The organism is Streptomyces sp. NPDC003035 (assembly GCF_042888285.1).
GTDB lineage: Bacteria > Actinomycetota > Actinomycetes > Streptomycetales > Streptomycetaceae > Streptomyces.
The window spans coordinates 334884-359366 of sequence record NZ_JBIAPJ010000008.1 but is presented as its reverse complement, the minus strand read 5'-3'; the positions used below and the strand labels follow the sequence as shown (position 1 = coordinate 359366).

Below are 24483 nucleotides of genomic sequence, written 5' to 3'. Positions count from 1 at the left end.
TGCCCCCGTGGTTCATCGGGGGGTGTCACCCGAGCATTCTTGTGGCCCGTGCCGGGTTGTGTCACTTGCCTGTGGACAAGTGGGAGCGATATGCCGGGGTTTGCTGTGTTGCGCCCGGTGGATCAGGCCGGGTCGATCTCGCGCAGCAGACCCGTGGTCACGTCGAAGACGAAGCCGCGGACGTCGTCGGTGTGCAGCAGGAACGGCGAGGTCCGCACGCGCTGCATCGACTGCCGGACGTCCTGCTCGACATCGCGGAAGGACTCCACGGCCCACGAAGGCCGCTGACCGACCTCCATCTCCAGCTCGTGCCGGAACTCCTCGGTGAGCGATTCCAGACCACAGCCGGTGTGGTGGATGAGCACCACGCTGCGGGTCTTCAGGGCGCGCTGGCTGATCGTGAGCGAGCGGATCACGTCGTCGGTGACCACTCCGCCCGCGTTGCGGATGGTGTGACAGTCGCCGAGCTGCAGGCCGAGCGCGGCGTGCAGGTCGAGACGGGCGTCCATGCAGGCCACCACGGCGACGTTCAGGACGGGCTTCGCGTCCATGCCGGGGTCGGTGAAGCCGGCGGCGTATCGCGCGTTGGCCTCGACGAGGCGGTCGGTCACGGTCCCGCCGCTGCGTATCACGTCGGCGGCGGCGGAGGAGGTGTTCGCTGAGGTCGACATGTCTATGACGGTAATGGTCACCGGGCATCGCGGCCCGCTGTGAGAGCGGACAAAGAACGTCAATGAGCCTTGTTGTGAGGTAACCCACAGGCATGAGAAGAGCAGGCCCATACGGATGAACTGTCGGAAATGCCGGACTCCCGTCGGCGGCCCGCGCGACGCGCCAGCCGGTTGATTGACCGTCGGGTCCCGTGGACTAAAGTGACGCGAAGTTCACGGAGACATTGAGCGATTTCCGCAGTTTCTCCCCCGCGCGTGCGGCGGATGCGTAGCGGCCGCGCCGAATCTGAGCCGAATTCTGAGAGGGCGCATTGAGCAACGACCGACACGTCCCGGTGATGCTCCAGCGGTGCCTGGACATGTTGGCCCCGGCCCTGGAGCGCCCCGGTGCGGTCGTCGTCGACTGCACCCTCGGCCTCGGCGGCCACAGCGAGGCGCTGCTCCGCCGCTTCCCCGAGGCGCGACTCGTCGCCCTCGACCGGGACAAGGAGGCGCTGCGGCTCTCCGGAGAGCGGCTGGCCCCCTACGGCGAGCGCGCCACCCTCGTCCACGCGGTCTACGACGAGCTGCCCGAGGTCCTCGACCGGCTCGGCATCCCGCGCGTCGAGGGCATCCTCTTCGACCTGGGCGTCTCCTCCATGCAGCTCGACGAGGCCGACCGGGGCTTCGCGTACGCGCAGGACGCCCCGCTCGACATGCGCATGGACCAGACGACCGGGGTCAGCGCGGCGGAGGTCCTCAACACCTACCCGCCCGGTGAGCTGGTCCGCATCCTGCGGGCGTACGGGGAGGAGAAGCAGGCCAAGCGGATCGTCTCCGCCATCGTGCGCGAGCGCGAGAAGGAGCCGTTCACCAACAGCGCGCGCCTGGTCGAGCTCATCCGCGACTCCCTGCCGCAGGCGGCCAAGCGCACCGGCGGCAACCCCGCCAAGCGCACCTTCCAGGCCCTGCGCATCGAGGTCAACGGCGAGCTGACCGTCCTGGAGCGGGCGATCCCGGCGGCGGTGAAGGCGCTCGCGGTCGGCGGGCGGATCGCGGTCCTCTCGTACCACTCCCTGGAGGACCGGCTGGTCAAGCAGGTCTTCGCGGCGGGCGCGGCGAACACGGCCCCGCCCGGCCTGCCGGTCGTCCCCGAGCAGTACCAGCCCCGTCTGAAGCTGCTCACCCGCGGTGCCGAGCTGCCCACGGAGGAGGAGATCGCCGAGAACCGCCGTGCGGCACCGGCCAGACTCCGCGGGGCGCAGCGCATCCGGGAGGACGAAAGGTGACGACGAAGGGGCCGCTCAAAGGGCGGGCGGCACGGCTCGGGCGGCTCATGCCGTCGGGGCCCAGTTCCGCCGCGCGTACCCCCTTCGTCCTGCTCGTCGTGGTCCTGCTCGGCGGCGGGCTGATCACCCTCCTGCTGCTGAACTCCGCCCTCAACCAGGGCTCCTTCAAGCTGCGTGACCTCAAGAACCGGACCACGGAACTCACCGACGAGGAGCAGGCCCTGCAGCGGGACGTGGACGACCGGTCCGCGCCCGACGCGCTGGAGCGACGGGCCCGGGAGCTCGGCATGGTCCCGGGCGGCAGCCCCGCCTTCCTCGATCCGGACGGCACGGTCCGCGGCGAGCCCTCCGCGGCGCCCCTGCCCGAGCCCACTCCGACGCCGACCGCGACCTCGACCCCGCCCCCGGTCACCCCGCCGATCGTGCCCCAGACCGTGCCCCAGTCCGCGACGGGCGCCCCGGCCGGACCGCCGCCCGCACCCCCTGCCGCGCTCCCGTACGGGACGGAGGCCGACACCGCCTCGCCGCCGCCGGACCCGCTCCCGCAGCCGCCCGCGAGTACGCCCCCCGCCGCACCTCCGGCCGAGCCCCTCGCCGAGCCCCTCGCCACGACGCCCGCGCAGACGACCCCGCCCGCCCCGACGAACCCCGGCAGGTGACCGCAGTGCCCTCCAAGGAGCCCCCGCGTCGCCGGGTGCCCGGCCCCGCCCGGCCCGCCCGCCCCCGGTCCTCCGACGGCAGACAGGCCCGGCCCGCCCAGCGCCCCGCCGCCCGCTCCGGCACCGCGCGCAGGCCCGCGCCACGCCCCCCGGCGCGACCGCGCACCATCCGGCTCGGCAACCCCAAGCCCCGACTGCGCCTGGTCTCCCTCGGGCTGACGCTCGTGATGGTGGCCTTCGTCGTCCGGCTGCTCCAGGTGCAGGCCGTCGACGCCAGCGCCCTCGCCGCCAAGGCGGAGGCGCACCGCTACCAGGAGTACACGCTCTCCGCCGACCGGGGCGAGATCACCGACCGCTCGGGGATCGCGCTGGCCGCCAGCGTCGACGCGTACGACATCACCGCCGACCCGAAGCTCTTCACCCCGGCGGAGAGCAAGATCCAGGACGCCCCGGAGCAGGCCGCCGCCCTCCTCGCGCCTCTCCTGGGCAAGGACCCCGCCGAGCTCGCCAAGAAGCTCCGCACGCCCAAGTCCCGCTACACGCTGCTGGCCCGCAAGCAGACCCCCCAGGTCTGGAACCAGATCAAGGACCTCAAGAAGGTCTACGAGAAGAAGGCCAAGCGCTCCCAGGGCGGCAACGGGATCAACCTCCTGGGCGGCATCCTCAGCGAGCCCAGCACCAAGCGCGTGTACCCCAACGGCGAACTCGCCGCCGGAATACTGGGTTACGTCAACGCCGAGGGCCGCGGCGCCGGCGGCCTGGAGTCGATGCTCGACAAGGAACTCGCGGGCAAGGACGGCAAGATCAGGTTCGCCCAGTCCGGCGGGCGCCAGGTGCCGACCGCCGGATCCCAGGGCACCCCGGCCGTCCCCGGCTCGGACATCGAGCTGACCATCGACCGGGACATCCAGTGGGCCGCCCAGCAGGCCATCACCGAGCAGGTGCGGAAGTCCAAGGCCGACCGCGGGTACGTCATAGTGCAGAACACGCGGACCGGCGAGGTGCTGGCGATGGCCAACGCCCCCGGCTTCGACCCGAACGACCTGTCCGCGGCCAACGCCGCCGCGATGGGCAACGCGGCCCTCCAGGACGCCTACGAGCCGGGCTCCACCAGCAAGGTCATGTCCATGGCCGCCGTCCTGGAGGAGGGCGTGGCGACGCCCGACACCCATGTCACCGTGCCCAACCGACTGCACCGCGGCGACCGGCTCTTCAAGGACGACGTCGACCACAAGACCTGGTACCTGACCCTCAACGGCGTCCTCGCCAAGTCCAGCAACATCGGGACCATCCTGGCGACCGGTCAGCTCGGGGGGACCCAGGCGGAGTCCAACCAGGTCCTCTACTCGTACCTGCGCAAGTTCGGCATCGGCAGCCCCACCGGCCTCGGCTACCCCGGCGAGACCTCGGGGATCCTCGCCAAGCCGCAGAACTGGTCGACCTCGCAGCAGTACACGATCCCCTTCGGCCAGGGCCTCTCCATCAACGCCATGCAGGCCGCCTCGGTCTACTCCACCATCGCCAACGGAGGCGTACGGATCGAGCCCACGCTCGTCCGCGGCACCAAGGGGCCCGACGGCCGGTTCACCCCGGCGCCCGCCCCGCAGCAGACCCGGGTGATCAGCGACAAGACCGCCAAGACCCTCGCGCAGATGCTGGAGTCCGTGGTCGGTGACGAGGAGGGCACCGGCACCCGGGCCCGTATCCCCGGCTACCGGGTCGCGGGCAAGACCGGAACCGCCAACCGCGTCGACCCCGAACTCGGCCGCTACAAGGGCTACACGGCCTCCTTCGCCGGCTTCGCGCCCGCCGACGACCCGCAGATCACGGTCTACTGCGCCATCCAGAACCCCACCAAGGGCGACTACTTCGGCGGCCAGATCTGCGGACCCATCTACAAGAAGGTCATGGAGTTCGCCCTCAAGACGCTCCATGTCGCACCGACGGGCAGCGAGCCCGCCCGGCTGCCGGTGGCCTTCAAGGACAGCGAGTGACACCTCGGGAGCACCAGTGACCACGATCACCCCCGGTTCCGGGAACCGGAAATCGAACTCCGGCGAGGCCCGGCCCTCTTTTGGCCCCCCGACGGGTGGGCCCGGTACGCTCACCGCCGTGCCACACGCTGATCAGTACCGAACCACCCCGCCCCGCCCGGAGCAGGCCCGCCCGACACCCCTGGGCGACCTCGCCGCCCGGCTGGGCGTCGAGCCGTCCGCCGGCGCGGACACCGACGTCTCGGGCATCACCCACGACTCGCGGGCGGTACGTCCCGGGGACATCTACGCCGCCCTGCCCGGCGCCCGGATGCACGGCGCCGACTTCGCGAACCAGGCCGCCGGACTCGGCGCCGCCGCGATCCTCACCGACCCGACGGGCGCCGACCGCGCCGCCGCTACCGGCCTGCCGGTCCTGGTCGTCGAGAACCCGCGCGGCCGCATGGGCGAACTCGCCGCCGAGATCTACGGCCGGCCCGGTACGGACCTGCTCCAGATCGGCATCACCGGCACCTCGGGCAAGACCACCACGGCCTACCTCGTCGAGGGCGGACTGCGCGCCGCCGGACGGAAGACCGGCCTCATCGGCACGGTCGAGATGCGGATCGGCGACGAGCGCATCAAGTCGGAACGTACGACCCCGGAGGCCACCGACCTCCAGGCGCTGTTCGCGGTCATGCGCGAGCGCGGGGTCGACGCCGTCGCCATGGAGGTCTCCAGCCATGCCCTCGTGCTCGGCCGGGTCGACGGCTGCGTCTTCGACGTCGCGGTCTTCAACAACCTCAGCCCCGAGCACATGGAGTTCCACTCCGACATGGAGGACTACTTCCGGGCCAAGGCGCAGTTGTTCACGCCCGAGCGCAGCAAACAGGGCGTGGTGAACCTGGACGACGCGTACGGCCGCAGGCTCGCCGGTGAGACCACCGTCCCGGTCGTCACCTTCTCCGCCGAGGGCCACCCGGACGCCGACTGGCGCGCCGAAGGCGTCGAGATCGGCTCCCACGACTCCACGTTCACGGTCGTCGGCCCGCGGGGCGAGCGGATCTCCGCCACCGCCCCGCTGCCCGGCCCGTTCAACGTCGCCAACACCCTCGCCGCCATCGTCACCCTCGCCGTCGCCGGGCTCGCCCCGCAGACCGCCGCCGACGGCGTCGCCGCCGTCCCCGGTGTCCCCGGCCGGCTGGAGCGCGTCGACGCGGGCCAGCCGTACCTCGCGGTCGTCGACTACGCCCACAAGACGGACGCCGTCGAATCGGTCCTGCGCTCCCTGCGCAAGGTCACCGAGGGCAAGCTGCACATCGTCCTCGGCTGCGGCGGCGACCGTGACACCACCAAACGTGGCCCGATGGGCGCCGCCGCGGCGCGCCTCGCCGACACCGCCGTACTGACCTCGGACAACCCCCGCTCCGAGGACCCCCTCGCGATCCTCGCCGCCATGCTCGCGGGCGCCGCCGAGGTGCCCGCCCACGAGCGCGGCGACGTCCTGGTCGACGCCGACCGGGCCGCCGCCATCGCCGCGGTCGTGGAGCGCGCCCGGCCCGGTGACACCGTGCTCGTCGCCGGCAAGGGCCACGAGCAGGGACAGGACATCCACGGGGTGGTCCGCCCCTTCGACGACCGCCAGGTCCTGCACGCAGCGATTGAACGCAGCCTCAAGAACAGTCAGGGATAAGTTGTGATCGCCCTCTCCCTCGCCGAGATCGCCGAAATCGTCGGCGGGCAGTCGTACGACATACCGGATCCGGCCGTCGTGGTGACCGGTCCCGTCGTCATCGACTCCCGTGAGGTGAAGCCCGGCAGCCTGTTCGCCGCCTTCACCGGCGAACAGGTCGACGGCCACGACTACGCGGCCCGCGCCATGGAGGCGGGCGCGGTGGCCGTACTGGCCGCCCGCCCCGTCGGCGTGCCCGCCATCGTCGTGGACGACGTCCAGACGGCGCTCGGCGCCCTCGCCCGCAGCGTCGTCGAGCGCCTCGGCACCGATGTCGTCGCGCTCACCGGCTCGGCCGGCAAGACCTCCACCAAGGACCTGATCGCCCAGGTCCTGCAGCGCCACGGACCCACCGTGTGGACGCCCGGCTCGCTCAACAACGAGATCGGGCTGCCGCTGACGGCGCTGCGCGCGAGCGACGAGACCCAGCACCTGGTCCTGGAGATGGGCGCCCGCGGCATCGGCCACATCCGCTACCTCACCGGATTGACCCCGCCGCGGATCGGACTCGTCCTGAACGTGGGCAGCGCCCACATCGGCGAGTTCGGCGGCCGCGAGCAGATCGCCCAGGCGAAGGGCGAACTCGTCGAGTCGCTGCCCCCCGCCGACAAGGGCGGCGTGGCGGTCCTCAACGCCGACGACCCGCTCGTGCGGGCGATGGCCGCCCGCACCCAGGCGCGCGTGATCCTCTTCGGGGAGGCCGACGAATCCGACGTACGTGCCGAGAATGTCCGGCTCACAGAGAACGGACAGCCCTCTTTCCGTCTTCACACACCCACCGGGTGCAGTGACGTGACCTTGCGCCTGTACGGTGAGCACCACGTGTCGAACGCGCTCGCCGCGGCCGCCGTCGCCCATGAGCTGGGCATGGCCGCCGAGGAGATCGCCACCGCGCTCTCCGAGGCAGGCACCCTGTCGCGCTGGCGCATGGAGGTCACCGAGCGTCCGGACGGCGTGACGATCGTCAACGACGCCTACAACGCGAACCCCGAGTCCATGCGAGCCGCGCTGCGCGCGCTCGCGGCCATGGGCCGGGCCGCACAGGCCCAGGGGGGCCGCACGTGGGCGGTGCTCGGCAAGATGGCCGAGCTCGGTGACGAGGCGCTCGCCGAGCACGACGCGGTCGGGCGGCTCGCCGTCCGACTCAACGTCAGCAAGCTCGTGGCGGTCGGGGACAGGGAAGCGTCCTGGTTGCAACTGGGCGCATATAACGAGGGTTCGTGGGGTGAGGAGTCGGTGCACGTGTCCGACGCGCAGGCGGCGGTCGACCTGTTGCGCAGTGAGCTGCGCCCGGGGGACGTCGTCCTTGTGAAGGCTTCCAGGTCGGTCGGTCTGGAGCAGGTCGCCCTGGCACTGCTCGACTCCGGGAGCGAGGTCGCCGACCGATGAGGCAGATCCTCTTCGCGGGGGCCATCGGGCTCTTCCTGACCCTGATCGGCACCCCGCTGCTCATCAAGCTCCTGGCCCGCAAGGGGTACGGACAGTTCATCAGGGACGACGGCCCGCGCGGCCACGCCGGCAAGAAGGGCACGCCCACCATGGGCGGTATCTCCTTCATCCTGGCCACGCTCATCGCGTACGCGCTCGCCAAGGTCATCACCGGTGAGGACCCGACGTACTCCGGCGTGCTGGTCCTCTTCCTGATGGCCGGCATGGGCCTGGTCGGCTTCCTCGACGACTACATCAAGATCGTCAAGCAGCGTTCGCTGGGTCTGCGGGCCAAGGCGAAGATGGCCGGCCAGCTGATCGTCGGCATCGCCTTCGCCGTGCTCTCCCTGCAGTTCGCCGATCTGCGCGGCCTCACCCCGGCCTCCACGAAGCTCTCCTTCATCGCCGACTTCGGCTGGGCCATCGGCCCGGTGCTGTTCGTGGTCTGGGCGCTCTTCATGATCCTGGCCATGTCCAACGGCGTGAACCTGACGGACGGTCTGGACGGCCTGGCCACCGGCGCGTCGGTGATGGTCTTCGGCGCGTACACCTTCATCGGCCTGTGGCAGTTCCAGGAGTCCTGCGCCAACGCGGTCACCCTGACGAACCCGAACGCCTGCTTCGAGGTCCGCGACCCGCTCGACCTCGCGGTCGTCGCCTCCGCCCTCATGGGTGCCTGCTTCGGCTTCCTGTGGTGGAACACCTCGCCGGCCAAGATCTTCATGGGCGACACCGGCTCGCTGGCGCTCGGCGGCGCCCTGGCCGGCCTCGCCATCTGCTCCCGTACGGAGCTGCTGCTCGCCCTCCTCGGCGGCCTGTTCGTGCTGATCACGTTGTCCGTGGTCATCCAGGTCGGTTCGTTCAAGATGACGGGCAAGCGCGTCTTCCGGATGGCCCCGCTCCAGCACCACTTCGAGCTCAAGGGGTGGTCCGAGGTCCTGGTGGTGGTCCGGTTCTGGATCATCCAGGGCATGTGCGTGATCGTGGGCCTGGGCCTCTTCTACGCGGGATGGGCATCCGAAAAGTGAGCTGGAACGGCAAGAGGGTCACCGTCGCGGGACTCGGGGTCTCCGGGATCCCGGCCGCCCGCGTCCTGCACGGCCTCGGCGCGGTCGTGACCGTCGTCAACGACGGCGACGACGAGCGCTCCCGGGCGCAGGCCGCCGAGCTGGAGGCGGAGGGCGTCGCCGTCCGCCTCGGCGACGGCGACACCCTGCCCGAGGGCACCGAACTGGTCGTCACCGCCCCCGGCTGGCGCCCCGACAAGCCGCTCTTCACGGCCGCCGCGGAGGCGGGGGTGGAGGTCTGGGGCGACGTCGAGCTCGCCTGGCGCCTCCGTGGCCCCGGCGCGGCTCCCTGGCTCGCCGTCACCGGCACCAACGGCAAGACCACGACCGTACGGATGCTCGCCTCCATCCTGGAGGCGGCCGGGCTGCGCACCGCGGCCGTCGGCAACATCGGCGTCTCGCTCCTCGACGCCGTCCTCGGCGAGGAGACGTACGACGTGCTCGCCGTCGAACTCTCCAGCTACCAGCTGCACTGGGCGCCCTCCCTGCGCGCCCACTCGGCCGTCGTGCTCAACCTGGCGCCCGACCACCTCGACTGGCACGGCTCCATGGAGGCGTACGCCGCCGACAAGGGCCGGATCTACGAGGGCAACACGGTCGCCTGCGTCTACAACGTGGCCGACAAGGTCACCGAGGACCTGGTCCGCGAGGCCGACGTCGAGGAGGGCTGCCGCGCGATCGGCTTCACCCTGGGCACCCCGGGACCCTCCCAGCTCGGCGTGGTCGAGGGCATCCTCGTCGACCGGGCCTTCGTCGAGAACCGCCAGAAGCAGGCCCAGGAGCTGGCCGAGGTCGCGGACGTGAACCCGCCGGCCCCGCACAACATCGCCAACGCGCTCGCCGCGGCGGCCCTGGCCCGCGCCTTCGGTGTCGAGCCGAAGGCCGTACGGGACGGTCTGCGGGCCTTCCGGCCCGACCCGCACCGTATCGAACTGGTCGAGGAGATCGAGGGCGTCACGTACGTCGACGACTCCAAGGCCACCAACACCCACGCGGCGGAAGCCTCGTTGGCGGCCTACGACCCGATCGTCTGGATCGCGGGCGGCCTCGCCAAGGGCGCGACCTTCGACGAGCTGGTCCAGAAGTCGGCGGAGCGGCTGCGCGGGGTCGTGCTGATCGGCGCCGACCGCGCCCTGATCCGCGAAGCCCTGGCGCGACACGCCCCCGAGGTACCGGTGGTGGACCTCGACCGGACCGACACTGGGGCGATGTCCGCGGCGGTCCAGGAGGCGGCCCGGCTCGCCCGGCCGGGCGATACCGTTCTGCTGGCCCCGGCCTGCGCCTCGATGGACATGTTCGCCAATTACAACAAGCGGGGCGAGGCGTTCGCGGACGCGGTCCGCACCCTTGCCGCCACCGGGCGCGTCTGACCTGACCAGCGAGAAGGTCCGGCCGCGCCGGGCACGACTGGAGGGGACAGCGACCATGCCGAGCAGAACCGCCGGGACTCGCCGGCCCTCCGCCGTACGCGGCGGAGGCCGGGCCCCCACGCCGCCGCGGGCGACCCGCGGCGGCGGCGTACGGCGGGTGTACGAGCAGGCGCACCGTGCCTGGGACCGCCCCCTGACCGCGTACTACGTGATCCTCGGCGCCGCCCTGCTCATCACCGCCCTCGGCCTGGTGATGGTCTACTCCGCCTCCATGATCACGGCGCTGCGGTACGACCTCGTGCCCTCGTACTTCTTCCGCAAGCAGTTCTTCGCCGCGATCCTCGGCGCGGGGCTGCTCCTGGTGGCCTCCCGGATGCCGGTCACCCTGCACCGGGCGCTCGCGTACCCGATCCTGGTCGGCGCCGTCTTCCTGATGGTGCTCGTCCAGGTCCCGGGGATAGGGCGTGCGGTCGGCGGCAACCAGAACTGGATCTCGCTGGGCGGCCCGTTCATGCTGCAGCCCAGCGAGTTCGGCAAGCTGGCGCTCATCCTGTGGGGCGCCGATCTGCTCGCCCGCAAGCAGGACATGAAACTCCTCGCCCAGTGGAAGCACATGCTGGTGCCGCTGGTCCCCGGCGCGTTCCTGCTGCTCGGGCTGATCATGCTCGGCGGGGACATGGGTACGGCGATCGTCCTCACCGCGATCCTCTTCGGCCTGCTGTGGACGGCCGGCGCGCCCACCCGGCTCTTCGTCGGGGTGCTCACCGTCGCCGGGACGATCGGCTTCCTGCTGATCAGGACCAGCGCCAACCGGATGAAGCGGTTCGCCTGCATCGGTGCCACCGACCCCGGAGGAGAGGGCGCGCCCTGTCTCCAGGCCGCGCACGGGATCTATGCGCTGGCCTCCGGCGGATGGTTCGGTTCCGGCCTGGGCGCCAGTGTGGAAAAATGGGGCCAACTACCCGAAGCGCACACCGACTTCATCTTCGCCGTCACCGGGGAGGAACTGGGTCTGGCGGGGACGCTGTCGGTACTCGCCCTGTTCGCGGCTCTAGGCTATGCGGGTATCCGCGTGGCCGGACGCACGGAGGACCCCTTCGTGAGGTACGCCGCGGGAGGCGTGACCACCTGGATCACGGCGCAGGCCGTGATCAACATCGGTGCGGTGCTCGGTCTGCTGCCGATCGCCGGAGTCCCGCTCCCGCTGTTCTCCTACGGAGGGTCGGCCCTGCTGCCGACCATGTTCGCCGTCGGGCTCCTCATCGCCTTCGCGCGACAGGAACCCGCCGCGAAAGCGGCCCTGGCCATGCGGCGCCCCGGCTGGGGTAGGCGGGCCGGGGTGAGATGGAAGTCGATGCGACGGCGCGTCAAGAAGCGTCCGTCCGGAGAGCGGTGAATTTCGGTGCATGTCGTACTCGCCGGTGGGGGGACCGCCGGCCACATCGAGCCCGCGCTCGCCCTCGCGGACGCCCTGCGCAGGCAGGACCCGAGCGTGGGAATCACGGCGCTCGGCACGGAGAAGGGTCTGGAGACCCGGCTCGTGCCCGAGCGTGGCTACGAGCTGGCTCTCATCCCCGCCGTGCCCCTGCCACGCAAGCCCACCCCTGAGCTGATCACCGTCCCCGGGCGGCTGCGCGGCACCATCAAGGCGGCCGAGCAGATCCTGGAGCGCACCAAGGCGGACTGTGTGGTCGGCTTCGGTGGCTACGTGGCGTTGCCCGGCTATCTCGCGGCCAAACGGCTCGGGGTGCCGATCGTGGTCCACGAGGCCAACGCCCGGCCCGGCCTGGCCAACAAGATCGGCTCGCGGTACGCGGCCGGGGTAGCGGTCGCCACCCCGGACTCCAAGCTGCGCAACGCCCGTTACATCGGCATCCCGCTGCGGCACACCATCGCCACCCTCGACCGGGCCCGGGTCCGGCCCGAGGCGCGCGCCGCCTTCGGTCTCGACCCGAACCTGCCGACGCTGCTGGTCTCCGGCGGTTCGCAGGGCGCGCGCCGGCTCAACGAGGTCATCCAGCAGATCGCCCCGGTGCTCCAGCGCTCCGGCATCCAGATCCTGCACGCGGTCGGCCCGAAGAACGAGATGCCGCGTGTCGACAACATGCCCGGGATGCCGCCGTACGTCCCGGTACCGTACGTGGACCGGATGGATCTCGCGTACGCCGCCGCCGACATGATGCTCTGTCGCGCGGGCGCGATGACGGTCGCCGAACTGTCCGCCGTCGGGCTGCCCGCCGCCTATGTCCCGCTGCCGATCGGCAACGGCGAACAGCGGCTCAACGCCCAGCCGGTGGTCAAGGCCGGCGGCGGTCTGCTCGTCGACGACGCCGAGCTGTCGCCGCAGTGGGTGCAGGGCAATGTCCTGCCCGTACTCGCCGATCCGCACCGGCTGTACGAGATGTCCCGCGCCGCGGCCGAGTTCGGCCGCAGGGACGCCGACGACCTGCTCGTCGGCATGGTGTACGAGGCGATCGCCGCGCGCCGTCAGGCGTAAGGCCGAGCCCCGGAAAGAAGCGGAAGGCAGGGGACGTGTCCGGACCGACGACCGCAGAGAAGCGTGGCACGCGCGAGCCGAAGGGGTCGTCGGAACGGCCGTCCCGTACGGGCACCCGGAGCACTCGCTTCCGGGTGCCCGGGCCGCGCGTCCTGCTGATCGCCCTGGCCGTCCTCGCGCTCGTGGCCGGTGGAGTCTGGGCGCTCTACGGCTCCTCCTGGCTGCGCGTGGAGCGGGTGAGCACCTCCGGCACGCAGGTTCTGACACCCCGTGAGGTCGAGGCGGCCGCCGCGGTGCCGATCGGGTCCCCGCTCGTCTCCGTCGACACGGACGCGATCGAGGCGCGACTCCTCCGGAAACTTCCCCGAATCGACACGGTGGAGGTCGTCCGGTCGTGGCCGCACGGAATCAGTCTGAAAGTGGCGGAACGGAAACCGGTTCTGCTGGTGGAAAAGGGCGGTAAGTTCACGGAAGTGGACTCCGGCGGAACGCGTTTCGCCACCGTGGACAAAGCGCCCCGAGGCGTACCGAAACTCGTCCTCGACGCCGCCTCCTCGCCGAGCCTGCGCCGCTTCGACGCGGACCGGCTGCTGCTCGAAGCCGTGGGCGTGACGAGCGAACTCCCGGAAAAAATTGCCCGGGACACTCGTGTCGTCAAGGTCACCTCGTACGACTCCATCACGCTGGAGCTCGGCGACGGCCGCACGGTCCTCTGGGGCAGCGGCGAGGACGGTGCCGTCAAGGCACGCGTACTCGCGGCGCTGATGAAAGCAACGCCCAAAGCGGGGCACTTCGATGTAAGCGCCCCCACCGCCCCGGCGGCGTCGGACAGTTGACGCTCATCACTGCTGGCCAGCACCCTGGTTGGCCAGCGCTACGGGTGATCACATAGGGTGAAAAGAAAAACGGGAGGTTCGGCGTGTTCGTTGAACGTGCGCCACTTGTCGACTTAGTGTCCTGTTCGGAAGAGTCCAACGAACAGAGACACTGGTAACCCTAAACTTCAAGGTTAGGGTTTGGGTCGGCGTTTCGGACCGTCCCAATCGGCATCCGTCGTCGCAGCGCGACTACCACCGCGAAGCGGCGACACGTAACTCGAGGCGAGAGGCCTTCGACGTGGCAGCACCGCAGAACTACCTCGCAGTCATCAAGGTCATCGGTGTCGGCGGCGGTGGTGTCAATGCCATCAACCGAATGATCGAGGTCGGTCTCAAGGGCGTCGAGTTCATCGCGATCAACACCGACGCGCAAGCGCTGTTGATGAGCGACGCCGACGTCAAGCTCGACGTCGGCCGTGAACTCACCCGCGGCCTCGGGGCCGGGGCCAACCCGGCAGTCGGTCGCAAGGCGGCAGAGGACCACCGTGAGGAGATCGAGGAGGTCCTCAAGGGGGCCGACATGGTCTTCGTCACCGCAGGCGAAGGCGGCGGCACCGGCACCGGCGGCGCACCCGTCGTCGCCAACATCGCGCGCTCGCTCGGCGCCCTGACGATCGGTGTGGTCACCCGGCCGTTCACCTTCGAGGGACGCCGCCGGGCCAACCAGGCGGAGGACGGCATCGCCGAGCTCCGCGAAGAGGTCGACACCCTCATCGTCATCCCGAACGACCGGCTGCTCTCGATCTCGGACCGCCAGGTCTCCGTGCTCGACGCCTTCAAGTCGGCCGACCAGGTGCTGCTGAGCGGTGTGCAGGGCATCACCGACCTCATCACCACCCCCGGTCTGATCAACCTCGACTTCGCCGACGTCAAGTCGGTCATGTCCGAGGCCGGTTCCGCCCTCATGGGCATCGGCTCCGCCCGCGGCGACGACCGCGCCGTGGCGGCGGCCGAGATGGCGATCTCCTCGCCGCTCCTGGAGGCGTCCATCGACGGCGCCCGTGGCGTGCTGCTCTCCATCTCCGGCGGCTCCGACCTCGGTCTCTTCGAGATCAACGAGGCCGCGCAGCTGGTGAGCGAGGCGGCCCACCCCGAGGCCAACATCATCTTCGGTGCCGTCATCGACGACGCCCTGGGCGACGAGGTACGGGTCACGGTCATCGCGGCCGGCTTCGACGGCGGCCAGCCGCCGACCCGCCGGGACAACATCCTCAGCTCGGCCTCGGCCAAGCGCGAGGAGCCGGCCCCGGCGCCGCGCTCCACCGAGCGCCCGCTCGGCGGTCTCGGCACCGTCGCCCCCCGGGACGAGCCGGCCGCCCCGGCCGAGCCGGCCCCGGTGGCCTCCGCCGAGAGCACGCTGCCGCCGGTCACCCCGCCGGTGGTCCCGCCGGCCCGCCCGTACCCGGACACCCAGGCCGAAGAGCTGGACGTTCCGGACTTCCTGAAGTGATAGAGAAGCTCGAACCCGTGAGCGGCGCGCATTTCGCCTTCACCGACAGGTGGGGCGGGGTGAGCGCCGTTCCGTACGAGGAGCTCAACCTCGGCGGCGCGGTGGGGGACGACGCCGAGGCCGTACGGACCAACCGGGAGCTGGCCGCGAAGGCGCTGGGGCTCGACCCCGGGCGTGTCGTGTGGATGAACCAGGTGCACGGCGCGGATGTCGCCCGGGTCGACGGGCCGACCAGCCCCCTCCCTCCGGGGATCGACGGTCTGGTCACGGCCACCCCCGGCCTCGCCCTCGCGGTCCTCACCGCCGACTGCACCCCCGTCCTCCTCGCCGATCCCGTCGCCGGGGTCGTGGCCGCCGCCCACGCCGGGCGGCCGGGGATGGTCGCCGGGATCGTGCCGGCCACTGTCGAGGCCATGATCGATCTGGGGGCCGACCCCGCCCGTATCGCCGCTCGTACCGGCCCCGCCGTCTGCGGGCGCTGCTACGAGGTGCCCGCCGAGATGCGGGAGGAGGTCGCGGCGGTCGAGCCGGCGGCCTTCGCCGAGACGAGCTGGGGCACCCCGGCCGTCGACGTCACCGCCGGAGTCCACGCCCAGCTGGAACGGCTGGGGATCCGGGACCGGCGGGCCAGTGAGGTCTGCACCCGCGAGTCGGGCGACCACTTCTCGTACCGCCGCGATCGCACCACGGGGCGACTCGCGGGATATGTCTGGTTGGACTGATATGACGGACCGTAAGTCGGAACTCGCCGAGAACCTGGCGCGCGTGGAGGAACGTATCTCTGCCGCCTGCGCCGCCGCCGGGCGAAAGCGGGCGGATGTGACCCTGATCGTGGTCACCAAGACCTACCCGGCGAGCGATGTGCGACTCCTGCACGAACTCGGCGTGCGTGACGTCGCCGAGAACAGGGACCAGGACGCCGCTCCCAAGGCCGCCGCCTGTGCGGATCTGGACCTCCGCTGGCACTTCGTCGGCCAGTTGCAGACCAACAAGGTCCGTTCTGTGACGAGTTATGCGGATGTGGTGCAGTCCGTCGACCGTTTGAAGCTCGTCACCGCTCTCTCGGCGGCGGCGGAGAAGGCCGGGCGCGAGCTCGGCTGCCTCGTCCAGGTCGCGCTCGACGCCGAGTCGGGCGAGCGGGGCGAGAGAGGCGGCGTGTCGCCGGACGGCATCGAGGAGTTGGCCGCGGCCGTGGACGCGGCGCCCGGTCTGAGGCTCGACGGACTGATGACCGTCGCACCGCTCGCCGGTCCGTACGCGGGGCGGCAACGTGCGGCGTTCGACCGGTTGATGGATTTGTCGACTGCCCTGCGCGCGAACCGTCCGGCTGCGAACATGGTGTCGGCGGGGATGAGTGCGGACCTCGAGGAGGCCGTGGCGGCCGGAGCGACACATGTGCGCATCGGTACGGCGGTACTGGGTGTCCGCCCCCGGCTCGGGTAACGTCGCGAAGCAAGTCGGACCACAGCAGAAAATATGGTCATTCCCGCCGATGGCGGGCAGACCTCGTGGATCGCGGGCACTTGGTGACGAGGCCGATCCACCACAGAGCGGAGGACTCAGAGAATGGCCGGCGCGATGCGCAAGATGGCGGTCTACCTCGGCCTCGTGGAGGACGATGGGTACGACGGCCGGGGGTTCGACCCCGACGACGACTTCGAACCCGAGCTGGAACCCGAGCCCGAGCGTGAACGGCGCCACCAGCCCCCGCGGCAGATCGAGCGGGAGGAGCCGGTGCGCGTGGTGCAGCCGCCCGCCCAGCGTGAGCCTGTCGCCCAGTCTGTCCCGGTACACGCGGAAAGCGGACGTCCGGCCCGAATTGCCCCCGTGGCATCCATCACACCCGAACGTCCGAGCATGGAGAAGAACGCGCCGGTGATCATGCCCAAGGTTGTGTCCGAGCGGGAGCCCTACCGCATCACGACATTGCACCCCAGGACCTACAACGAGGCCCGTACCATCGGGGAACACTTCCGCGAGGGCACCCCGGTGATCATGAACCTCACGGAGATGGACGACACCGATGCGAAGCGACTTGTCGACTTTGCCGCGGGACTCGTCTTCGGGCTCCATGGCAGCATTGAGCGCGTGACGCAGAAGGTCTTCCTGTTGTCGCCTGCTAACGTCGATGTCACGGCGGAGGACAAGGCCCGGATCGCAGAGGGCGGATTCTTCAACCAGAGCTGAGAAATACGACACCGGAACGGACCGGCCGCGAGGTCGGTCGAGCGAGAGCACGAGAGCCAGGGGAGAGGGAAGCACGGGATGGGCGTCGCACTACAAGTGGTCTACATCGCTCTGATGTGCTTCCTCATCGTGCTGATCTTCCGATTGGTCATGGACTACGTCTTCCAGTTCGCCCGTTCATGGCAACCCGGTAAGGCGATGGTGGTCGTTCTGGAGGCCACCTACACTGTCACCGATCCACCGCTCAAGCTCCTGCGGCGGTTCATTCCGCCGCTGCGTCTCGGGGGCGTGGCACTCGACCTGTCCTTCTTCGTTCTGATGATCATCGTCTACATCCTGATCTCCATCGTGAGCAGCTTCGCGAGGTGAATGTGGACGATACGGTCTTGCCGACTGCCGACGACTACGTAGAGGTGAAGAAGAGATGCCGCTGACTCCCGAGGACGTGCGGAACAAGCAGTTCACGACCGTCCGCCTTCGAGAAGGCTATGACGAGGACGAGGTCGATGCCTTCCTCGACGAGGTCGAAGCCGAGCTGACCCGCCTGCTCCGCGAGAACGAGGACCTGCGCGCCAAGCTGGCCGCCGCGACGCGTGCCGCCGCGCAGAACCAGCAGCAGGGCATGCGCAAGCCGCCGGAGCAGCAGGATCGTCCCGTCGGTCCCGGCGCCCCCGTGCCCGCCGCCATATCCGGACCGCCGGTTCAGCAGCAGCCCCCGCAGATGGGTCCGCCGCAGCTGCCGTCCGGTGCGCCGCAGCTTCCCGCCGGTCCTGGCGGCCACGGCCCCGGCCCGATGCAGGGCGGCCCGATGGGCCCCGGCCCCGGGCAGATGCAGGGCGGCCCCATGGGCCAGCAGATGGGCGGCCCGATGGGTCACCCGCAGCAGCAGCAGATGCAGCAGCCGATGCAGCAGCAGGGCCCGGGCGGGGACAGCGCCGCGCGCGTGCTCTCGCTGGCCCAGCAGACGGCCGACCAGGCGATCGCGGAGGCCCGTTCCGAGGCCAACAAGATCGTCGGCGAGGCGCGTTCGCGCGCCGAGGGCCTGGAGCGCGACGCGCGCGCCAAGGCCGACGCGCTGGAGCGGGACGCGCAGGAGAAGCACCGCGTCGCGATGGGCTCGCTGGAGTCCGCGCGCGCGACGCTGGAGCGCAAGGTCGAGGACCTGCGTGGCTTCGAGCGCGAGTACCGCACGCGTCTGAAGTCCTACCTCGAGTCGCAGCTGCGCCAGCTGGAGACCCAGGCCGACGACTCGCTGGCTCCGCCGCGGACGCCGGCGACGGCCTCCCTGCCGCCGGCCCCGTCGATGGCCTCGGCGGGCGCGAGCGCCCCGTCGTACGGCGGCAACGGCACGATGGGCGGCGGTCCGTCGATGGGCGGCGCCCCGTCCTACGGCGGTCAGCAGCAGATGTCCCCGGCGATGACCCAGCCGATGGCTCCGGTCCGCCCGCAGGCACCGCAGCCGATGCAGCAGGCGCCGGCGCCGATGCGCGGCTTCCTGATCGACGAGGACGACAACTGACGGCGGCGGGTCGCGCGATGAGCGCGTAGCCGTCGGCAGGCTGAGGGCCGGGCCCGGGACTTTGTCCCGGGCCCGGCCCTTTGCCATGTGCGGGGGGTGGGGGAGCGGGGCGCCTGCGGCGGGCCGTTCCCCCACCACTGGGGCTCCGCCCCAGCCCCCGGGCCACGGCACCGACGGGACTCCGCCCCGCGCCGCGCGGCGGTGCGCGGCGGCTTCGTGCCGCGGGGCGGGGGTTGGGTGGGGCCGCGCTCCCGTCGCCGACCGGGGTCCGGCGCTTCGCGCCCCCCGGGGTGGGTGCGGCGGCTCCGCGCCGCAGGGAGGGGTGGGGGCTGCCTTCGCGCCCCGGCGGAGGTTGGCTGCGGCGGCTCCGCGCCGCGGGGCGGGGATGTGGAAGGGCCCGGCCCCCCACGGAGGCCGGGCCCTTCTGGGGGTGTTACGCCTTGCGGAGGCGGAACGTCAGGGAGAGGCCCTCGTCCGTGAACGGGGTGCCGAAGGTGTCGTCGGCCGGGCCCGTCGCGTAGTCCGTCGAGAGGACCTCGTCCGCGATCAGCTCCGCGTGGGCCGTCAGGGCCTCCGCGGTCTCCGCCGAGTCCGACGTCCAGCGCAGCGCGATCCGGTCCGCCACGTCCAGGCCGCTGTTCTTGCGGGCCTCCTGGATCAGGCGGATCGCGTCACGCGCCAGGCCCGCCTTGCGGAGCTCCGGAGTGATCTCCAGGTCCAGCGCCACCGTCGCGCCCGCGTCCGACGCGACCGACCAGCCCTCGCGCGGGGTCTCCGTGATGATGACCTCCTCGGGGGAGAGGGTCACGTCCTCGCCGTTCACGGACACCACGGCCTCGCCACCGCGCAGCGCCAGCGAGAGCGCCGCCGCGTCCGCCGCCGCGACCGCCTTCGCCACGTCCTGTACGCCCTTGCCGAAGCGCTTGCCCAGGGCCCGGAAGTTGGCCTTGGCCGTCGTGTCGACCAGCGAGCCGCCGACCTCCGACAGCGACGCCAGCGAGGAGACGTTCAGCTCCTCCGTGATCTGGGCCCGGAGCTCCGGCGAGAGCTCCGAGAAGCCCGTCGCCGCCACCAGCGCGCGCGACAGCGGCTGGCGCGTCTTCACGCCCGACTCCGCCCGCGTCGCCCGGCCCAGCTCCACCAGGCGGCGGACCAGGTTCATCTGCGAGGACAGCGTCGGGTCGACGGCGGCCAGGTCCGGCTCCGGCCAGGTGGAGAGGTGGACGGACTCCGGGGCGTCCGGCGTCACGGGAACCACCAGGTCCTGCCACACCCGCTCCGTGATGAACGGGGTGAGGGGAGCCATGAGACGCGTGACCGTCTCGATCACGTCGTGGAGGGTGCGCAGCGCCGCCGCGTCGCCCTGCCAGAACCGGCGGCGGGAACGCCGCACGTACCAGTTCGACAGGTCGTCCACGAAGGCGGAGACGAGCTTGCCCGCGCGCTGGGTGTCGTACGACTCCAGCGCCTGCGTGACCTGGTCGACGAGCGCGTTCAGCTCGCTCAGCAGCCAGCGGTCGAGGACCGTGCGCTCGGCCGGCGCCGGGTCCGCCTCGCTCGGCGCCCAGCCCGACGTACGGGCGTACAGCGCCTGGAAGGCGACCGTGTTCCAGTACGTCAGGAGGGTCTTGCGCACGACCTCCTGGATCGTGCCGTGGCCCACGCGCCGCGCCGCCCACGGCGAGCCGCCGGCCGCCATGAACCAGCGGACCGCGTCGGCGCCGTGCTGGTCCATGAGCGGGATCGGCTGCAGGATGTTGCCCAGGTGCTTGGACATCTTGCGGCCGTCCTCGGCGAGGATGTGGCCCAGGCAGACCACGTTCTCGTACGAGGACTTGTCGAAGACCAGCGTGCCCACGGCCATCAGCGTGTAGAACCACCCACGCGTCTGGTCGATCGCCTCCGAGATGAACTGCGCCGGGTACCGGGACTCGAAGAGTTCCTTGTTCTTGTACGGGTAGCCCCACTGCGCGAACGGCATCGAGCCCGAGTCGTACCAGGCGTCGATCACCTCCGGCACGCGCGTGGCGGTCTTCGCGCAGCCCTCCGCCGTGCAGGGGAAGGTGACGTCGTCGATGTACGGGCGGTGCGGGTCGAGCTCCGACTGGTCCGTGCCCGTCAGCTCGGTCAGCTCGGCGCGCGAGCCCACGCACGTCAGGTGGTCGTCCTCGCAGCGCCACAGCGGCAGCGGGGTGCCCCAGTAGCGGCTGCGGGAGAGCGCCCAGTCGATGTTGTTGTTCAGCCAGTCGCCGAAGCGGCCGTGCTTGACCGAGTCCGGGAACCAGTTCGTCTTCTCGTTCTCCTGGAGGAGACGGTCCTTGACCGCGGTCGTACGGATGTACCAGGACGGCTGCGCGTAGTAGAGCAGCGCCGTGTGGCAGCGCCAGCAGTGCGGGTAGCTGTGCTCGTACGGGACGTGCTTGAAGAGCAGGCCGCGCGCGCCCAGGTCGGCGGTGAGCGCCTCGTCCGCCTTCTTGAAGAAGACGCCGCCGACCAGCGGCACGTCCTCCTCGAAGGTGCCGTCGGGGCGGACCGGGTTCACGACCGGCAGGCCGTACGCGCGGCAGACCTTGAGGTCGTCCTCACCGAAGGCGGGGGACTGGTGGACCAGACCCGTACCGTCCTCGGTCGTGACGTACTCGGCGTTCACGACGTAGTGCGCCTCGTGGGGGAACTCCACCAGCTCGAAGGGGCGCTGGTACGTCCAGCGCTCCATCTCCGCGCCCGTGAAGGACTCGCCCGTGGTCACCCAGCCCTCGCCGAGTGCCTTCTCCAGCAGCGGCGCGGCGACGACCAGCTTCTCGTCGCCGTCGGTGGCGACGACGTACGTGACCTCGGGGTGCGCGGCGACCGCCGTGTTGGAGACCAGGGTCCAGGGGGTCGTCGTCCACACCAGGAGCGCCGCCTGGCCGGCCAGCGGGCCGGAGGTCAGCGGGAAGCGGACGAAGACGGAGGGGTCGACGACCGTCTCGTACCCCTGCGCGAGCTCGTGGTCCGAGAGGCCGGTGCCACAGCGGGGGCACCACGGGGCGACGCGGTGGTCCTGGACGAGCAGGCCCTTGTCGAAGATCTGCTTGAGCGACCACCAGACCGACTCGATGTACTCGGGGTCCATCGTCCGGTACGCGTCGTCGAGGTCGACCCAGTAGCCCATGCGCGTCGTCAGCTCGGCGAAGGCGTCGGTGTGGCGGGTCACGGACTCCCGGCACTTGTCGTTGAACGCGGCGATGCCGTATTCCTCGATGTCCTTCTTGCCGGAGAAGCCGAGCTCCTTCTCGACGGCGAGCTCGACCGGCAGGCCGTGGCAGTCCCAGCCGGCCTTGCGGGCCACGTGGTAGCCGCGCATGGTCCGGAAGCGGGGGAAGACGTCCTTGAAGACGCGGGCCTCGATGTGGTGGGCCCCGGGCATGCCGTTGGCGGTGGGCGGGCCCTCGTAGAACACCCACTCGGGGCGGCCCTCGGACTGTTCGAGGGTCTTGGCGAAGACCTTGCTCTCGCGCCAGAAGTCGAGCACGGCGTGCTCGAGCGCGGGCAGGTCGACCTGAGCGGGCACCTGGCGGTACTGCGGCGGTTTCATCGGCGAGCTTCCTCCGGCGGACTGCTTCGTTTCCGTCCGGAGGGACGAGAGCGCCGTGCTGCGCGGCTCCCGCGGTACCACCCTCCTTGGCCCCGGGCGTGCGCCCGTGGCCCCCTCATTGAGGTCGCGATGCCGGTTCTACTCGCCTCACGGCTTTCTTCCGGCGGCTCCGGGGTGATGCTTCACATCGGGCTCGCCCCCGGGCTCTCACCGTCCCCGAGTCGCTCATGGCTGCGTACGACGCTACTCGTCCCCATCCAAGCCTTTCGCTCCGCCCAGTGTACGGGCCCGGGGGCGGGTCGGCAGACCGCTTTTCCGGCGGCCCGCCGGGGCGTCCGCGTGACCCGAATGGCCATATGGCCATCGGCGGGTTCCCGGCCGTCGCGGTGGGGCGGATTACCGGGCGGGGAGCTGGGCACAACGGAGGCAGGCTCGACATGCCGCGGGCATGGGCGGGTGCGAAACGGCGGCGAGCCCCGTTGCCGCGGGCCTTGGGCCGATTTATCGTCCCAGCACGATTCGCGAGCAAGATCACAAAATGTGAAGGGGCCGCGACATGGTGGCGAAGAAGACCGCCGCGAAGAAGACCTCGGCCGCCGGTTCCGCCGGTACGGCCGGGACGGCCAAGGACGCCACCGGCAAGAAGACGACGATCACGAAGAAGGTGGACTCGGCGGCCCCGGCACGCAAGACGGCGACCAAGACGGCGACCAAGACGGCGACGAAGGCGGACGGCACGGCGAAATCCGCGCCGAAGCCCACGGTCGACGCGACGTCCAAAGCGTCCAAGGCCACGGCCGGGAACATGGCTCCCGAGAAAACGGCAGCCAAGAAGACGGCCGTGAAGAAGACGGCCGCGAAGAAGGCTCCGGCGGGCGAGAAGGCCCCGGCGAAGAAGACGGTCGCCAAGAAGGCGGCCACGAAGCAGTCCCCGGCGGCCGAGAAGGCCCCGGCGAAGAAAGCCCCGGCCAAAAAGGCCGCGGTCGAGAAGAAGGCCGCTTCCGCGGCGCAGGTGGAGCAGACAGGAGCCAGGACGGTGGCAGCGAAGAAGACCGCGGGTGGCGTGACGACGGCCGAGAGTGAGGTCGCGGTCCCGCAGGCGCGTGCCGGTGAGCTCGCGGTGCGCCCCGGCGAGGAACCCTGGACGCCCGAGGAGGTCACCGAGGCCCGCGCCGGGCTGGAGAGCGAGGTGCTCAGACTCCGCGCCGAGCTGCTCCACTCCCAGGAGGAGCTGACCGGGCTGATGCGGGACTCCGGGGACGGCGCCGGCGACGACCAGGCCGACACCGGCACCAAGAACATCACCCGCGAGCACGAGCTGGCCCTGGCCGCCAACGCCCGCGAGATGCTCGAGCAGTCAGAGCACGCCCTGGAGCGGCTGGACGCGGGCACGTACGGCCTGTGCGAGGTCTGCGGCAAGCCGATCGGCAAGGCGCGCATGCAGGCGTTCCCGCGGGCCACCCTGTGCGTCGAGGACAAGCAGAAGCAGGAGCGCCGCGGCTGACGGACCTCGGCTGCCCTGACGGTCCGACGGGGGTGTGCCGTACCCTCGTGCACAGTCAGGGCACCTAGGTTGAGGGACTCACGTGGCAGAGGCGGAGCGCATCATCGGTACGCCGGATTCGGGCGCGGACGACGCGGACGGCGCTGACGGCCAGGCCGCCGCCCCCGCCGAGCAGAGCAGGGGCAAGCGCAGGATCGCCGCGCTGCTCGTGGTCGCACTCGTCGCCTATCTGCTCGACCTCGGCAGCAAGATGCTCGTGGTCGCCAAGCTGGAGGGGCACGCGCCGATCCAGGTCATCGGTGACCTGCTGAGGTTCGAGGCCATCCGGAACCCGGGCGCGGCCTTCGGCATGGGCGAGGCCTTCACGATCATCTTCACCTGCATCGCGGCGGTCGTGATCGTCGTGATCATCCGGCTGGCGCGCAAGCTCTACAGCACGGCGTGGGCGATCGCGCTCGGCCTGCTCCTCGGCGGCGCCCTGGGCAACCTGACCGACCGGATCTTCCGCTCGCCGGGCGTCTTCGAGGGCGCGGTCGTGGACTTCATCGCGCCCGCCCACTTCGCCGTCTTCAACCTCGCGGACTCGGCGATCGTCTGCGGCGGCTTCCTGATCGTGATCCTGTCCTTCCGCGGCCTGGACCCGGACGGGACCGTCCACAAGGACTGAGCGCGGGACCGGGTGTCCGCGGCACAAGGCATACTC

At 70.9% G+C, this 24483-nt stretch carries 20 protein-coding genes; 18 read left to right on the top strand and 2 right to left on the bottom strand.

Annotated elements, in window-relative coordinates; genetic code table 11:
- Window positions 1–122 precede the first annotated feature (122 nt).
- Complete coding sequence (locus ACFYV5_RS26380) at window positions 123–671, bottom strand: carbonic anhydrase (RefSeq protein ID WP_355111043.1); 549 nt, start codon at window positions 669–671, stop codon at window positions 123–125.
- A 311-nt stretch (window positions 672–982) separates the two neighbouring features.
- On the opposite strand from ACFYV5_RS26380, the gene rsmH reads away from it, so the two are divergent.
- The 16 genes from rsmH (at window position 983) to ACFYV5_RS26300 (ending at window position 18699) form a co-directional block, all read left to right on the top strand.
- Window positions 983–1939, top strand: a complete 957-nt coding sequence (gene rsmH / locus ACFYV5_RS26375; protein WP_389172432.1) for a 16S rRNA (cytosine(1402)-N(4))-methyltransferase RsmH — start codon at window positions 983–985, stop codon at window positions 1937–1939.
- Between the two features lie 47 nt (window positions 1940–1986).
- A complete protein-coding gene (locus ACFYV5_RS26370; RefSeq protein ID WP_389172591.1) occupies window positions 1987–2598 on the top strand; it encodes a septum formation initiator family protein in 612 nt (203 codons plus the stop codon).
- A 5-nt stretch (window positions 2599–2603) separates the two neighbouring features.
- Entirely contained in the window at window positions 2604–4592 is a 1989-nt protein-coding gene (locus tag ACFYV5_RS26365) for a peptidoglycan D,D-transpeptidase FtsI family protein (protein WP_389172589.1), read from the top strand.
- A gap of 16 nt (window positions 4593–4608) precedes the next feature.
- Window positions 4609–6264 carry a UDP-N-acetylmuramoyl-L-alanyl-D-glutamate--2,6-diaminopimelate ligase gene (locus tag ACFYV5_RS26360; RefSeq protein WP_389172430.1) on the top strand — a complete coding sequence of 552 codons (1656 nt, stop codon included), beginning with the start codon at window positions 4609–4611 and terminating at the stop codon, window positions 6262–6264.
- 3 nt (window positions 6265–6267) lie between these two features.
- Window positions 6268–7692, top strand: coding sequence for a UDP-N-acetylmuramoyl-tripeptide--D-alanyl-D-alanine ligase (murF, locus tag ACFYV5_RS26355; protein ID WP_355111049.1), 1425 nt, complete (start codon window positions 6268–6270; stop codon window positions 7690–7692).
- Complete coding sequence (gene mraY / locus ACFYV5_RS26350) at window positions 7689–8759, top strand: phospho-N-acetylmuramoyl-pentapeptide-transferase (RefSeq protein WP_355111050.1); 1071 nt, start codon at window positions 7689–7691, stop codon at window positions 8757–8759. Before murF ends, mraY begins: the two co-directional genes overlap by 4 nt.
- On the top strand, window positions 8741–10168 hold the full coding sequence (gene murD, locus ACFYV5_RS26345) for a UDP-N-acetylmuramoyl-L-alanine--D-glutamate ligase (RefSeq protein WP_389172427.1): 1428 nt from the start codon (window positions 8741–8743) through the stop codon (window positions 10166–10168). The genes mraY and murD overlap by 19 nt, the downstream gene beginning before the upstream one ends.
- A gap of 55 nt (window positions 10169–10223) precedes the next feature.
- On the top strand, window positions 10224–11564 hold the full coding sequence (ftsW, locus tag ACFYV5_RS26340; protein ID WP_389172425.1) for a putative lipid II flippase FtsW: 1341 nt from the start codon (window positions 10224–10226) through the stop codon (window positions 11562–11564).
- A 6-nt stretch (window positions 11565–11570) separates the two neighbouring features.
- Window positions 11571–12665 (top strand): undecaprenyldiphospho-muramoylpentapeptide beta-N-acetylglucosaminyltransferase, encoded by a 1095-nt coding sequence (gene murG / locus ACFYV5_RS26335; protein ID WP_030314515.1) that lies wholly within the window; start codon window positions 11571–11573, stop codon window positions 12663–12665.
- A gap of 35 nt (window positions 12666–12700) precedes the next feature.
- Window positions 12701–13501, top strand: a complete 801-nt coding sequence (locus tag ACFYV5_RS26330) for an FtsQ-type POTRA domain-containing protein (RefSeq protein ID WP_355111057.1) — start codon at window positions 12701–12703, stop codon at window positions 13499–13501.
- Window positions 13502–13781: 280 nt separating this feature from the next.
- Window positions 13782–14993: a cell division protein FtsZ gene (gene ftsZ / locus ACFYV5_RS26325; protein ID WP_355111059.1), complete on the top strand. Its 1212-nt coding sequence runs from the start codon at window positions 13782–13784 to the stop codon at window positions 14991–14993.
- Window positions 14990–15715 (top strand): peptidoglycan editing factor PgeF, encoded by a 726-nt coding sequence (pgeF, locus tag ACFYV5_RS26320; RefSeq protein ID WP_389172422.1) that lies wholly within the window; start codon window positions 14990–14992, stop codon window positions 15713–15715. The genes ftsZ and pgeF overlap by 4 nt, the downstream gene beginning before the upstream one ends.
- 1 nt (window position 15716) lies before the next feature.
- Entirely contained in the window at window positions 15717–16436 is a 720-nt protein-coding gene (locus ACFYV5_RS26315; RefSeq protein ID WP_355111063.1) for a YggS family pyridoxal phosphate-dependent enzyme, read from the top strand.
- 123 nt (window positions 16437–16559) lie between these two features.
- Entirely contained in the window at window positions 16560–17180 is a 621-nt protein-coding gene (locus tag ACFYV5_RS26310) for a cell division protein SepF (RefSeq protein WP_389172419.1), read from the top strand.
- A 78-nt stretch (window positions 17181–17258) separates the two neighbouring features.
- The gene (locus ACFYV5_RS26305) at window positions 17259–17549 is read left to right on the top strand and encodes a YggT family protein (protein WP_019885526.1); all 291 of its coding nucleotides are present in this window, start codon (window positions 17259–17261) and stop codon (window positions 17547–17549) included.
- Window positions 17550–17604: 55 nt separating this feature from the next.
- Complete coding sequence (locus ACFYV5_RS26300) at window positions 17605–18699, top strand: DivIVA domain-containing protein (protein WP_355111067.1); 1095 nt, start codon at window positions 17605–17607, stop codon at window positions 18697–18699.
- Window positions 18700–19132: 433 nt separating this feature from the next.
- Here ACFYV5_RS26300 and ileS read toward each other — a convergent pair whose 3' ends face one another.
- Window positions 19133–22276: an isoleucine--tRNA ligase gene (ileS, locus tag ACFYV5_RS26295; protein ID WP_389172416.1), complete on the bottom strand. Its 3144-nt coding sequence runs from the start codon at window positions 22274–22276 to the stop codon at window positions 19133–19135.
- A gap of 556 nt (window positions 22277–22832) precedes the next feature.
- Here ileS and ACFYV5_RS26290 point away from each other — a divergent pair.
- Both ACFYV5_RS26290 and lspA read left to right on the top strand, forming a co-directional pair.
- Entirely contained in the window at window positions 22833–23780 is a 948-nt protein-coding gene (locus tag ACFYV5_RS26290) for a TraR/DksA family transcriptional regulator (RefSeq protein ID WP_389172414.1), read from the top strand.
- 82 nt (window positions 23781–23862) lie between these two features.
- Window positions 23863–24447: a signal peptidase II gene (gene lspA, locus ACFYV5_RS26285; RefSeq protein WP_355111071.1), complete on the top strand. Its 585-nt coding sequence runs from the start codon at window positions 23863–23865 to the stop codon at window positions 24445–24447.
- Window positions 24448–24483: the final 36 nt, after the last annotated feature.